The sequence below is a fragment of the Mannheimia varigena genome (assembly GCF_013377235.1).
Classification (GTDB): domain Bacteria; phylum Pseudomonadota; class Gammaproteobacteria; order Enterobacterales; family Pasteurellaceae; genus Mannheimia; species Mannheimia varigena.
The window spans coordinates 332,197-345,809 of record NZ_CP016226.1; the positions used below are offsets into that span (position 1 = coordinate 332,197).

Annotated in this window: 10 protein-coding genes; 6 read left to right on the forward strand and 4 right to left on the reverse strand. The window is 38.1% G+C overall.

What is annotated here, in order from left to right; translation table 11 throughout:
• Positions 1 to 108 precede the first annotated feature (108 nt).
• Positions 109 to 1,305 (forward strand): amino acid aminotransferase, encoded by a 1,197-nt coding sequence (locus tag A6B40_RS01425; protein WP_269467700.1) that lies wholly within the window; start codon positions 109 to 111, stop codon positions 1,303 to 1,305.
• Between the two features lie 58 nt (positions 1,306 to 1,363).
• Here A6B40_RS01425 and folC read toward each other — a convergent pair whose 3' ends face one another.
• Positions 1,364 to 2,665, reverse strand: a complete 1,302-nt coding sequence (gene folC / locus A6B40_RS01430; RefSeq protein WP_176671338.1) for a bifunctional tetrahydrofolate synthase/dihydrofolate synthase — start codon at positions 2,663 to 2,665, stop codon at positions 1,364 to 1,366.
• A 20-nt stretch (positions 2,666 to 2,685) separates the two neighbouring features.
• Positions 2,686 to 3,582 (reverse strand): acetyl-CoA carboxylase, carboxyltransferase subunit beta, encoded by an 897-nt coding sequence (gene accD, locus A6B40_RS01435; RefSeq protein ID WP_025217321.1) that lies wholly within the window; start codon positions 3,580 to 3,582, stop codon positions 2,686 to 2,688.
• Positions 3,583 to 3,892: 310 nt separating this feature from the next.
• On the opposite strand from accD, the gene mazG reads away from it, so the two are divergent.
• The 5 genes from mazG to A6B40_RS01460 all read left to right on the forward strand — a co-directional run bounded on the left by mazG (position 3,893) and on the right by A6B40_RS01460 (position 9,977).
• The gene (gene mazG, locus A6B40_RS01440) at positions 3,893 to 4,666 is read left to right on the forward strand and encodes a nucleoside triphosphate pyrophosphohydrolase (RefSeq protein WP_112110958.1); all 774 of its coding nucleotides are present in this window, start codon (positions 3,893 to 3,895) and stop codon (positions 4,664 to 4,666) included.
• Positions 4,667 to 4,994: 328 nt separating this feature from the next.
• Positions 4,995 to 5,717: a response regulator gene (locus A6B40_RS01445; protein ID WP_025217322.1), complete on the forward strand. Its 723-nt coding sequence runs from the start codon at positions 4,995 to 4,997 to the stop codon at positions 5,715 to 5,717.
• Positions 5,710 to 7,173: an envelope stress sensor histidine kinase CpxA gene (gene cpxA, locus A6B40_RS01450; RefSeq protein ID WP_236966872.1), complete on the forward strand. Its 1,464-nt coding sequence runs from the start codon at positions 5,710 to 5,712 to the stop codon at positions 7,171 to 7,173. The genes A6B40_RS01445 and cpxA overlap by 8 nt, the downstream gene beginning before the upstream one ends.
• 38 nt (positions 7,174 to 7,211) lie before the next feature.
• A complete protein-coding gene (locus A6B40_RS01455; RefSeq protein WP_176671339.1) occupies positions 7,212 to 9,134 on the forward strand; it encodes a MacB family efflux pump subunit in 1,923 nt (640 codons plus the stop codon).
• 72 nt (positions 9,135 to 9,206) lie between these two features.
• Positions 9,207 to 9,977, forward strand: coding sequence for a Nif3-like dinuclear metal center hexameric protein (locus A6B40_RS01460; RefSeq protein ID WP_176671340.1), 771 nt, complete (start codon positions 9,207 to 9,209; stop codon positions 9,975 to 9,977).
• 98 nt (positions 9,978 to 10,075) lie between these two features.
• Here A6B40_RS01460 and nrdB read toward each other — a convergent pair whose 3' ends face one another.
• Positions 10,076 to 11,206, reverse strand: coding sequence for a class Ia ribonucleoside-diphosphate reductase subunit beta (nrdB, locus tag A6B40_RS01465; RefSeq protein ID WP_176671341.1), 1,131 nt, complete (start codon positions 11,204 to 11,206; stop codon positions 10,076 to 10,078).
• Positions 11,207 to 11,232: 26 nt separating this feature from the next.
• Positions 11,233 to 13,503, reverse strand: coding sequence for a class 1a ribonucleoside-diphosphate reductase subunit alpha (gene nrdA, locus A6B40_RS01470; protein ID WP_176671342.1), 2,271 nt, complete (start codon positions 13,501 to 13,503; stop codon positions 11,233 to 11,235).
• Between the last annotated feature and the right edge of the window lie 110 nt (positions 13,504 to 13,613).

Sequence of the window (13,613 nt, forward strand, 5' to 3'; positions counted from 1 at the left end):
AAATAATTTATGCGAATAAATTAAATTTTTTATGTTTACCTCTTGCTAATTTTTCCATTTAGCCTTATAAATTCACCGTTTATTTTTAAATTTTAAGGAGGATTCCCTATGCCAATGTTTAGCCATATTCAAGCAGCTCCTGCCGATCCGATTTTAGGTTTAGGCGAGGCTTTCAAAGCAGATACCCGCGAAGGTAAAATTAATTTAGGTATCGGTGTTTATATGACCGATGAAGGAAAAACCCCTATCGTTAAAGCGGTAAAAGAAGCAGAAAAACGCTTATTAGAAAACGAAACCACCAAAACCTATCTAACCATTGACGGTGTGCAAGCCTTTAATGCCGCAACACAAGCGTTATTATTCGGCGAAAATGCGGAAGTCATTACCTCTGGGCGTGCGAAAACCGCTCAAAGTTTAGGTGGTACAGGGGCATTACGTATTGCGGCAGAATTTGTAAAACGTCACACGGCAGCGAAAAATGTTTGGATCTCCACCCCAACGTGGCCGAACCACAACGCTATTTTTGAAGCGGTCGGCATTGATGTGAAAGGCTACCGCTACTACGATAAAGAGACCAACGGTTTAGATTGGGATAACTTAATCGCAGACTTAAGCCAAGCGGAAGCTGGCGATGTGGTATTACTCCACGGCTGCTGCCACAACCCGACCGGTATCGACCCAACCCCTGCACAATGGGAGCAATTAGCCGCATTATCGGCAGAAAAAGGCTGGTTACCGTTATTCGACTTCGCTTACCAAGGCTTCGCAAACGGTTTGGAAGAAGATGCTTACGGCTTACGTGCATTCGTGAAAAACAACCGTGAATTATTGGTGGCAAGCTCATTCTCGAAAAACTTCGGTTTATATAACGAGCGTGTTGGGGCATTTACCTTAATTGCAGATAACGCGGATGACGCAAACCGTGCATTTACGCAAATTAAATCAATTATTCGTGTGCTTTACTCTAACCCATCTGCCCACGGTGCAAGTGCGGTTGCGGTGGCGTTAGCTGATCCTGAACTGAAAGCATTATGGATTGGAGAGTTAGACGAAATGCGTAACCGCATTAAAGAGATGCGTGCGAAGTTGGTGCAATTATTGAAAGAGAAAAGCGCAAACAAAGATTTCTCATTCATCAACGAACAAAACGGTATGTTCTCTTTCAGCGGTTTAACACCGGAGCAAGTGGACAGACTAAAAGATGAATTCGCAATTTATGCGGTGCGTTCAGGTCGAATTAACGTGGCAGGCATCACCAGCAAAAATATTGAAGCATTAGCAGATGCGATTGTGAAAGTGCTTTAATTGAGTAAAAAACAAAAGGTGAACATTCGGTTCGCCTTTATTTTTGCTTCAAATTTGATTATTTGTCTAACCAAAGCATAAAATCCGCGACAGTATGGAATGAACCAAAGACCAGCACAATATCTTGCTCGGTTGCTTTTTCAAACAACACAAGGCTGGCTTCAGATACGGTTTCATAACTACAAGCGGTCGAATTTGGCAAAACTTTTACCAATTTTTCTAATACAGCCTCGCCACTCTGCCCTCGCCAACAATCCAAACCGGCACAATGCCATTCATCAATCACGCTTTCCAACGGCACCACAATACCGGATAAATCCTTATCTTCTAAGGCACTAAACACCGCATAAATGTGCTGATTTGGGCGTTTTAACTCATTTAAGCGTTCCGCCAAATAACGTGCAGCGTGCGGATTATGCCCCACATCAATAATCACTTTGGCAAGCGGTCTATTTTTTGAAAAATTTGCAAAATCTTTGTCTGTTAGCGTTTGGAAACGAGCGGTCATTTGAGCTTCAAGAAAGGCTTCTCGAATAATTTGCTCATCAATTTCAAACGGCAGTTGCATTAACGCTGCCAATGCTGTGCCAGCATTGGGAATCGGAATTAACGGCAACGGTAAATCCACGAAAGATTTGGCTTCAGAACGCCATTGGAACAGATTATTTTGAATGTCAAAATACCAATCCTTACCTCGATAAAAAGCGTGACAATTTAACGAATTGACGATTTCTTTAATCGAATTTGGGCAATCCGGTTCACCGATAATGACAGGAATATTCGCACGGAAAATGCCTGCTTTTTCCCGCCCGATATCTTCACGGTTATCGCCAAGAAATGCGACGTGGTCGATGTCGATGGAGGTAATAATCGCCAAGTTTGGCTCAACAATGTTAGTGGCATCTAAGCGACCGCCTAAGCCCACTTCCAAAATCACAATATCAAGATTATTTTGCTTGAATAAATCCAAGCCTGAGAGCGTGCTGAACTCAAAATAGCTGAGTGAAGCGGTCTTTTTTTCGTTAATTTTTGCAAATGAACGAATGTGCTCTGCATCAGGTAACAATTCGCCATTCACTCGCACACGCTCGTTGTAGCGGATTAAATGTGGTGAGGAAAATACGCCGACTTTAAAACCGGCTTTTAGCAGAGCCACTTCCAGCAATCGGCAGGTTGAACCTTTGCCGTTTGTGCCGGCAACTGTGATGACATAAGGGGCAGGATTAAGCAAGTCTAGCTCTTTTGCCACTTGGGTGATGCGTTCCAAGCCCATATCAATCGGTTTGGAATGGGCATTTTCTAAATAGGAAAGCCACGTTTCCAAAGAATCCGTGGCTTTAGGGGTTATTAATGTGTTCATTAAAACTTCATTATTCAAGGTTATGCAACGTCTTCAACCACTAATTCCGCTACTTTAAACGGTGTTGGTTGATTGGTTAATTTCGCACAAAGGCGAGCTAAGGTATCACGCATCTCTTTACGAGGTACGATCATATCAATCGCTCCGTGCTCTAATAAAAACTCAGCACGTTGGAAGCCTTCCGGCAATTTTTCACGCACGGTTTGCTCAATAACACGAGGGCCCGCAAAGCCGATTAACGCTTTTGGCTCAGCGATATTAATATCGCCCAACATTGCAAGACTTGCAGAAACACCGCCTAAAGTTGGGTCGGTTAATACGGAAATAAACGGCACGCCCTGCTCTTTCATTTTTGCCAAAATCGCACTGGTTTTTGCCATTTGCATTAACGAGAACAAAGCCTCTTGCATACGAGCACCGCCAGATGCCGAGAAACAGATAAACGGAATTTTTTCCGCTAACGCTTTTTCTGCCGCTTTCACAAATTTCGCCCCAACCACAGAACCCATTGAGCCACCCATAAATTCAAAGTTGAATGACGCAGTTACCACCGGCATATTGTGTAACGTGCCGGAAAGGACGATGAAAGAGTCTTTCTCGCCTGTCTGTTTTTGAGCAGCGGTTAAACGATCTTTATATTTTTTCAGATCTTTAAACTTCAACACATCTTGCGGTTCTAAATCGGCGGCAAGTTCAACTGCTGAATCTTTGTCTAATAAATTCAATAAACGGGTGCGTGCATCAATACGCATATGATGATCACATTTCGGACATACATATTGATTACGTTGTAATTCTTCACTATAGAGAACCTGTTCACAACTTGCACATTTCGTCCAAACCCCTTCAGGGATCTTTGATTTTGCAGTACTTGATGAAGATGAATCTCTACCTAAAATTCTGTCTAACCAGCTCATTTTTAGTCCTTCTGGATTGAGTTGTGGGATAAATAAAATTCTTGCTATTAAAGCACAATTTATGGCTTTTTGATATGTTTTATTGACATATCAGATCACTAACTGTGTGCATAAGTACGATAAAAAAACGCAATCATAAGAATAACAAGCATTATAACAATTTGAATCAAACGTTTTTTGGTTAATTTTTCCACTGCCATTTTATATCCTTGGTTGCTAAAAAATCGTCATATTATAAGCGAAAAGAAGGTTATTATGCTAGAATTTGTAAAATTTGGGTAAAAATCGATCGCTTGTAATAAGGAAAAATATGGCTACTATCGAACAATTTCTTGAAGTCGTGAACCAACTTCGCCACCCAGAACACGGCTGCCCGTGGGATTTAAAGCAGAACTTCGACACTATGCTTCCCCATTTATTAGAAGAAACCTATGAAGTTGCTGAAGCTATCCATACTCAAGATCGTTCTGCTCTAAGAGAAGAATTGGGCGATTTATTACTGCAAGTTGTTTTCTTAAGCCAACTAGCAAAAGAAGAAGGCTCTTTTACCTTTGATGATGTTGTAAACGATATTCACGATAAACTGATTTACCGCCATCCTCACGTTTTTGGTGATGTAAAAGCAGAAAATAGTGAAGAGGCGTTAAAAAGCTGGGAAGCACAAAAAGCGAATGATGAAAAACATCGTAACCAAGAATCTATATTAGATGATCTCCCTTTTGCTTTACCCGCTCTTACTCGTGCCAATAAATTACAAAAGCGTTGTTCAAAAGTCGGTTTTGATTGGGATAACCCACAAGATGTATTAGCTAAAGTAGAAGAAGAACTTGATGAAGTGAAAGCAGAAATAGCTCTATATCCAGAGCGTTCAGCTGAACTTGCTGAAGAATTAGGCGATTTGTTGTTTGCAGTTGTAAATTTATGCCGTCATTATCATACAGATGCTGAGGAAAACCTACGAAACGCCAATCTGAAATTTGAGAAACGTTTTAAAAGAGTTGAACATATAGCTAAAAGTAATAATAAAACTATAACTGATTATACTCTGAAAGAGTTAAATAAAATATGGGAGAAAATAAAATAGATAATATCTATCATTTAGATAGATATAAAAGATAGTACCGTAAGACTTACATTGAATTATAATTACACAAATAAAATCCACCTCTATATGTAAATTTATGTAAATTTATTTTTGGGTTGATAAACTATAAATTTGCATATTTTATCTATGTATTAGAAATCCCTCCTTATTTATATACTAAATAGTCAAAAGCTCTTTCCGTTTTGTAAATTAATGTAAATTAGGCTCAAGTAAATAAATATAAGCAAAAATATGGGAAGTAGCTCAATTGATTGGGCTTGATATATAATCGAAATGGAAAGTATAAAATTCATGTAGGAATTACATTATGCCCCAAATATTATTAATAGATGATGATGTTGAATTTACAGAACTACTAATTGAATTACTTTCTCTAGAGGGATTTAATATAACAGTAGTGCATAATGGGCAGGAAGGACTAAATAAACTAGAATCTAATTTCTATGACCTAGTTTTATTAGATGTCATGATGCCTGTATTAAATGGTCTTGAAACTTTAAAACAGATAAGGCAAAAGTATTTAGTACCAGTACTAATGTTAAGTGCTAGGGATGATCAAATCGATCGTATTTTAGGATTAGAACTAGGTGCAGACGATTATTTACCTAAGCCATTTAATGACCGTGAGTTAGTTGCAAGAATTAAAGCTATTTTAAGAAGAACTGCAAGATTACCAGACCCAATAAATAAAAATTCCAAACTAAACAAAAATGAAAACTCTTCTAAGTTACTAAATTTTGCTGGAGTACAACTGCATCCAGGTAGGCAGGAGGTTTCTTATCAAGGTAATATTTTGGATTTAACTGGTACAGAATTTGCTTTATTATTTTTATTAATGCGGAATCCCGGTGAAGTTTTATCTCGAGACTTATTAAGCCTAGAGATTCTAGGGAAACAGTTAACACCTTATGATCGGGCTATTGATATGCATATTTCTAACTTGCGTAAAAAATTACCTGAACGAGAGGACGGATTACCCTGGTTTAAAACTTTACGAGGTAAAGGTTACTTATTAGTAACAGATGAATAATTTACTCAAATCCCTAAATAGCAAAAATATTTTAGGGATTTTTACATTTATAGTACCTATGAAACAGTTATTTCAAAAATATTTAGATATCAAAAAACGTTTAGCTTATAAACTGATGGTTTATTATGGCTTACTATTTATTTTATTTATGGCTCTAGCATTTAATTTTGATAAATTCGATGCACGTAAGTTTTCTCCTATTCCATTAAAAGAACAGACTTATTTCCAGGAGGAAAGTTTAGCGACAGAAAGAAGTTTGAATCTTGATGAAATTTTCGAGAGAAATTTATCTGTTGAAACCTCTAATGGTTATGATGTCATTTTAGAAGAAAAATCCACAGGTATGCTAAGTGGTGTGAACCAAAGTAATATGAAAGCATTACAAGTGTTTATTTATCAGGCTCAACAGTCAACAGAGCCACTACAGAAGAGATTTGAAAATATTCAAATTTATGGTCCTTTCATAGTTCATTCGGATATCAATACTTATAATCAATATTTTATTAGGGCAACAGATGCTCAGGATGAGTGGCTAAATACTATTTTGGATTCTCCTATTCTTATGATATTGATCCTTATGCTTATGGGAACACCAATTTTGATTTGGTTAGCACTTACAATTACCCGTCCTATTGAAGCCCTTACAATCTCCGCAAATTCAGTAGCAACAGGTAATTTAGAGACTAATCCTAAATTAGAAACTGAAGGGATCTATGAAATTAGAGAGGTAGGAAAAAGCTTTAACCATATGGTGAAAAGCCTGAAAGATTTAACTCAACAACAACAACGAATGATTTCAGATATTTCTCATGAATTAAAAACACCTCTTGCACGACTTCAATTAGCCACAGGGATTTTACGTAGAAAAACAGGCGAATTCCCTGAAATTAATCGTATTGAAGCAGAAGTGGGGAAATTAAATCAAATGATTAAAGATTTACTGACTATTTCTCGCCAGCAGTTAAATTATCAAACCAATAAAAGAGTCTTTGCTATATCTGAAATTTGGACATCCGTATTAGAAGATGCAAAATTTGAGACTTCACAAAAAGATATTATTTTGGTAATTAAACAAAATATAAAAAATCCAGAAAGTTGTTTTATCAATGGTACTATTGATTTACTTGCTAGTGCCTTAGAAAATTTAATTCGAAACGGGCAAAAATATGCTCAAACAATGCTCTCAGTTGAAATGAATATTGAGGCAGAACATCTAATACTTATTGTTGAGGATGATGGAAAAGGTGTGCCAGAACATGAATATGAAAATATTCTAAAACCTTTTTACCGGATAGATGAGGCAAGAGCGAGAGAAACAGGTGGTACAGGGTTAGGATTAGCCATTGTACAAAATGCAGTAGAACAACATCAAGGTACAATTATGTTAGGTAAAAGCAACATGGGAGGCCTAAAAGTTGAGATGAAATTGCCTTTATGGTATACCTCAATCCACTAATCATTAATTGTAATAATAATGGGAAAACGACCTTTTGTATGATATTAATTGAAATTGAAAACCTAAATAAATATTTTGGCTTGGGGGAAAACCAAGCCCATATTTTAAAAAATATCAACCTAACCATAGAACAAGGCGATTTTATTGCAATTATTGGAGCTTCAGGCTCCGGCAAATCCACTTTGATGAATATCATCGGTTGTTTAGATACCGCAAGTTCAGGTATTTGCCGTATTGATGGTAAAGAAACTCAGCAAATGAGTGCTGATGAACTCTCTGATTTACGCCAACGAAAATTCGGTTTTATTTTCCAACGCTATAATCTATTGTCTGCTCTTACAGCCAATGAAAATGTAGCTCTACCCGCCATTTATGCAGGAATGGATACCAGCTCTCGTAAACAACGTGCCGATAATTTACTCACTAAACTGGGATTAGATGATAAAACACGCAATCGTCCCAATGAACTATCAGGCGGACAACAGCAACGTGTGAGTATTGCCCGTGCATTAATGAACGGTGGCGAAATTATTCTAGCCGATGAACCTACAGGAGCATTAGATTCCAAAAGTGGTGAAACAGTGCTGGAAATTTTACGGGATCTGCACCAAGAAGGTCATACCATTATTATGGTTACACACGACCCTAACATTGCCGCTCAAGCCAGTCGTGTGGTTGAAATTAAAGATGGTGAAATTATTCGAGATGAACGCCAAAAACCTTACTCAACCGAGCTTAAACTTAATAAAACGCCCCATCAACAGCCTCGTTTTTTTGACCAATTAATTGAGTCTTTCAAAATGGCAAGCAGTGCTATCTTAGCTCATAAAATGCGAGCGTTGCTCACAATGCTTGGCATTATTATCGGCATTGCCTCTGTTATTTCCGTTGTTGCATTAGGGCAAGGCTCACAGCAGCAAATTTTAGCGAATATCAATAATTTAGGTACAAATACAATGGATATTCTCAACGGCACAGGCTTTGGCGACCGACGAGCAAATCTCACTAAAAACCTAACGATTAGTGATGCGTTAGCATTAAGCCGACAAAATTATGTTGAAAGCACAACACCATCAAGTAATGTGAATGCAACCTTAATTTATGGCAATACTGCGGTAACTGGCTCTGTGCGAGGTGTTGGTGAAGAGTTTATGGACGTAAAAGGGCTGAAACTTATTTCAGGGCGTTTTTTCACGGCTGAAGAGGTGAAAAATGTTGCTCAAGTGATTGTGATCGACCCTAACACACAAAAAGATTTAGGCTTACCTAATCCGGTGGAAGGTGAAATTATTTTAGTGGATAAAAAACCGCTTCAGATTATTGGCGTGGCTCAACAAGCCAATGCAATGAATCAAACCAGCCTGACCCTTTGGTCGCCTTATAGTACGATTATGCAACGTGTTTCAGGGGCGAAGCAGATTGATTCTCTCACGGTTAAAATTAAAGATAATGTCGAAAGCCAAACCGCAGAAAAAAGCATTACCGAACTGCTCATAGCCCGACATGGCAAAAAAGATTTCTTTATTATTAACAGTGATAGCATTAAACAAACCATTACTGATACCACGAATACGATGACATTACTGATTTCTTCTATTGCCCTTATTTCATTGATTGTAGGCGGTATTGGTGTAATGAATATTATGTTAGTCTCAGTGACGGAACGTACCCGAGAAATCGGCGTGAGAATGGCAATTGGAGCCAAACAACGCAATATTTTGCAACAATTTTTAATTGAAGCCGTAGTAATTTGCTTGATTGGTGGCGTAATTGGTATTTTATTGGCAGGTGGCATTATTTGGGCATTCAATAGTTTAGGCTCAAACTTTAAAATGATTCTCTCACCCGAATCCGTTATTATTGCAGTACTCTGCTCGACCCTTATCGGCATTGTATTTGGCTATATTCCTGCTCGCAATGCTTCAAGGCTCAATCCGATTACAGCTCTTGCTCAAGAGTAATAAATAATTTCACAAGCGGTAAGATTTTTGTAAAATTTTACCGCTTATTTACAGAATAAAAAGGAAAAACCAATGACAATAACCAACATTGAACTAGAACACATTCTCAACACAAAACTAAATAGCTCTGCAATTAATGACTACGCCCCAAACGGCTTACAAGTTGAAGGCAAAAAAGAAATCAAAAAAATCATTACCGGCGTAACTGCCTCACTCCCTCTGATTGAAAAAGCGATTAAGAAAAATGCAGATGCAATTTTAGTCCATCACGGTTATTTTTGGAAAAGTGAAAACCCGTGCATTCGAGGTATGAAAGGCAAGCGAATTAAACAATTATTAGTGAATGAAATTAACTTATTCGGCTACCATTTACCACTTGATATCCACCCAGAATTAGGCAATAACGCTCAGCTAGCGAAGCATCTGGGCGTAATCAATTTACAAGGTTTAGAAGAGAACCAAAACTCTATTCCAATGTGTGGCGAATTAGAAACACCAATTTCTGCCGAAGAACTAAAACAGAAACTTGAAAAAACGTTACAACGCACCGTTATTTTGTGTGATGAGTTTACTTCATCGCCACAAAAATTGATTAAAAAAATCGGTATCTGTTCAGGTGGCGGACAAGGCTATATTGATCTCGCTTTTGAAAAAGGCTGCGATGCGTTTATTAGCGGTGAAATTTCCGAACAGACTACCCATTCTGCCCGTGAACAAGGCATTTACTATTTCGCTTGTGGACACCACGCAACCGAACGAGACGGCGTAAAAGCTCTCGGCGAATGGCTTGCTCAGCAATATGGATTAGACGTAGAATTTATTGATATTGATAATCCAGCGTAGTTTACTAACTTCTTAAAGAAGCAACAAGCGGTCATATTTGCCTATTTTTTGCAATTTGCAAAAAATTACTTAAAATCAACCGCTTGTTTATTCATAATCTAGAGTTCAAAATCGCCAAAATCACTGCTATCTACTTTAGCATCAATCTGACCAACCAAATAAGAGCTAACTTCCACTTCTTGTGCTGCTACTTGTACATTATCTGAAACTAACCACGCATTGATCCACGGAATGGGGTTAGAGCGTGCTTTAAATGGCAACGGTAGCCCAACAGCTTGCATTCGAATATTGGTGATATATTCAACATATTGCACCAAAATATCGCGATTCAGCCCAATCATCGAGCCATCTTTAAACAGATAATCTGCCCAAGCTTTTTCTTGCTCTGCAGCGCTTAAAAACAGCTCATAGGCCTCTTGTCGGCACTCGCGTGCAATTTCTGCCATTTCCGGATCATCATTTCCATACGCCATAATATTTAAAATATGCTGCGTACCGGTAAGATGCAAAGCTTCATCACGCGCGATAAACTTGATAATTTTAGCATTCCCTTCCATTAATTGCCGTTCTGCAAAGGCAAATGAGCAAGCAAAAGAGACATAAAAACGAATTGCTTCAAGTGCATTCACGCTCATCATACAAAGATAAAGCTGTTTTTTTAGGCTGCGTAAACTTACCTCGCAAGTTTTACCATCTACTTCATAACGGCCTTCACCATATAGGCTATAGAGTTGGCTGTCACGAATCAAATCATCATAATACGCAGAAATATCCTTCGCACGCTTAATAATTTCTTCATTGGTGACAATATCATCAAACACTATCGAAGGGTCATTTACAATATTGCGGATAATATGAGTATAAGAACGGCTGTGAATTGTTTCGCTAAATGTCCAAGTTTCAATCCAAGTTTCCAGCTCAGGAATAGAAACTAACGGCAAAAGCGCCACATTCGGGCTTCTTCCTTGAATAGAATCTAACAAAGTTTGGTATTTTAAATTGCTAATAAAAATGTGCTTTTCATGTTCAGGAAGTTGGGCATAATCAATACGGTCTTGCGATACATCTACTTCTTCCGGTCGCCAGAAAAATGAGAGTTGTTTCTCAATCAGTTTTTCAAAAATTTCATATTTTTGTTGATCATAACGTGCCACATTCACATTTTGTCCAAAAAACATGGGTTCTTTTAGTTGATCATTTTTATGTTGTGAAAACGTAGTATATGCCATGCTATTCTCCTTTATTTCTATTCTTATTAAATTTTACAAGCACCACCAGCACAGCCTTCATCTAGATCGTCTTGTGCATCTTCTGCTCCATCACGGGTATTTTGGTAATAAAGGGTTTTTAATCCATATTTATACGCTGTTAATAGATCTTTTAATAATACCTTCATCGGCACTTTGCCATCTGCAAAACGGGTTGGGTCATAATTAGTATTCGCAGAAATCGCTTGGTCAACAAATTTCTGCATAATACCAACCAAATGTAAATAGCCATCCATATTTGGAATATCCCAAAGCAGTTCATAATGTGTTTTCAAACGTTCATACTCCGGCACTACTTGTTTTAAAATTCCGTCTTTTGAAGCTTTAACACTAATATAGCCTCGAGGTGGCTCAATCCCGTTGGTGGCATTTGAAATTTGCGAGGAAGTTTCCGATGGCATTAAGGCAGTTAAAGTGGAATTGCGCAAACCAAATTGCAGAATATCCTGACGTAGCTGATCCCAATCATAATGAAGCGGCTCTCGGGTTAATTCATCTAGTTCTTTCTTATAAGTATCAATAGGTAACAGCCCTTTGGCGTAGGTGGTTTGGTCAAAATAGCTACAACGCCCCCGTTCTTTGGCTAAATTCATTGAAGCTTTTAATAAATAATATTGAATCGCTTCAAAAGTGCGGTGAGTTAAATTATTGGCACTGCCATCGGAATAACGCACCTGATTTTTAGCTAAATAGTAAGCATAGTTAATCACGCCTACACCTAATGCGCGACGATTTAATGAGCTGTTACGTGCAGCAAATACCGGATAATCTTGATAATCTAATAGAGCATCTAGTGCACGAACAACCAAATCAGCCAATTCTTCTAACTCATCTAAATCACTGAGTGTACCTAAATTAAATGCCGATAATGTACATAATGCGATTTCCCCTTGTTCATCATAAAAATGTGCGAGCGGCTTAGTTGGCAAGGCAATTTCTAAGCAGAGATTCGATTGGCGTATCGGTGCAACACGAGGGTCAAATGGACTATGAGTGTTACAGTGATCAACATTCTGAATATAAATTCGTCCTGTTGAAGCTCGTTCTTGCATCAGTAATGAAAACAATTCTACAGCTTTAACTTTACGTTGCCGAATGCTCAGGTCTTGCTCATATTGCAAATAAAGTTGCTCAAATTTAGCTTGATCAGCAAAAAACGCTTCATATAACCCCGGTACATCTGACGGGCTAAATAAGCTAATCTCACCGCCTTTAATTAAACGTTGATACATCATTTTATTAATCTGTACCCCGTAATCCATATGGCGAGCACGGTTCTCTTCCACACCACGGTTATTTTTTAATACCATTAAATTTTCTGCTTCCAAATGCCAAATTGGGAAATACACTGTAGCAGCCCCACCGCGAACACCACCTTGAGAGCAAGATTTTACCGCAGTTTGAAAATGTTTATAAAAGGGAATACAACCAGTATGAAATGCTTCCCCACCACGGATTGGGCTACCTAATGCCCGAATTGCACCGGCATTAACACCGATCCCAGCACGCTGTGAAACATATTTAACGATTGCTGCAGAGGTTGCATTGATAGAATCTAAACTGTCATCACATTCAATCAATACACAGGAACTAAATTGACGGGTAGGTGTTCTTACCCCAGCCATAATCGGTGTTGGCAAAGAAATTTTAAAAGTGGAAGTCGCATCATAAAAACGGCGAATATAATCTAATCTACTTTCTGTCGGATATTTGGAAAATAAACAGGCGGCCACCAATAAATACAAGAACTGAGCAGATTCGTAGATCTCTCCAGTAACACGGTTCTGTACTAAATACTTCCCTTCCAACTGTTTTACAGCAGCATAGGAAAACATCATATCCCGCCCATGATCAATAAAACCATTCATTGTCTCCCATTCTTCGGGTGTGTAGTCACTCAGCAAATCCGCATCATATCTACCTAGAGCAACTAATTTTTTAACGTGTGCATATAAATGCGGTGGTTCAAACTGCCCATAAGCTTTTTTGCGTAGATGAAAAATCGCCAACCGTGCTGCCAAATATTGGTAATCTGGCGTTTCCTTGCTGATTAAATCAGCTGCTGCCTTAATAATTGTTTCGTGAATATCAGTGGTTCGAATACCTTCATAAAATTGAATGTGAGAACGTAGTTCTACTTGTGAAACTGAGACATTCTCTAATCCATCTGCTGCCCAAGTGATCACTCGATGAATTTTATCCAAGCTGAGTTGCTCACGTGTACCATCACGCTTTTTTACCATTAAACTCTTATTCATAATTATTAGCCCTTCTAAAAATACCCTACAAAACACAACATCTTGTGTTTTTATATAAAAAAATTACAAGATAGTGTGCTTTTGGTAAAAGGTCAACGAATAAATTTTTG

Bases quoted from the DNA above. Each gene is read 5' to 3' on its own strand.
- mazG (WP_112110958.1), top strand. From the start codon at position 3,893: ATGGCTACTATCGAACAATTTCTTGAAGTCGTGAACCAACTTCGCCAC.
- cpxA (WP_236966872.1), top strand. From the start codon at position 5,710: ATGAATAATTTACTCAAATCCCTAAATAGCAAAAATATTTTAGGGATT.
- A6B40_RS01425 (WP_269467700.1), top strand. From the start codon at position 109: ATGCCAATGTTTAGCCATATTCAAGCAGCTCCTGCCGATCCGATTTTA.
- folC (WP_176671338.1), bottom strand. From the start codon at position 2,665: ATGAACACATTAATAACCCCTAAAGCCACGGATTCTTTGGAAACGTGG.
- A6B40_RS01455 (WP_176671339.1), top strand. From the start codon at position 7,212: ATGATATTAATTGAAATTGAAAACCTAAATAAATATTTTGGCTTGGGG.
- accD (WP_025217321.1), bottom strand. From the start codon at position 3,582: ATGAGCTGGTTAGACAGAATTTTAGGTAGAGATTCATCTTCATCAAGT.
- nrdA (WP_176671342.1), bottom strand. From the start codon at position 13,503: ATGAATAAGAGTTTAATGGTAAAAAAGCGTGATGGTACACGTGAGCAA.
- A6B40_RS01445 (WP_025217322.1), top strand. From the start codon at position 4,995: ATGCCCCAAATATTATTAATAGATGATGATGTTGAATTTACAGAACTA.
- nrdB (WP_176671341.1), bottom strand. From the start codon at position 11,206: ATGGCATATACTACGTTTTCACAACATAAAAATGATCAACTAAAAGAA.
- A6B40_RS01460 (WP_176671340.1), top strand. From the start codon at position 9,207: ATGACAATAACCAACATTGAACTAGAACACATTCTCAACACAAAACTA.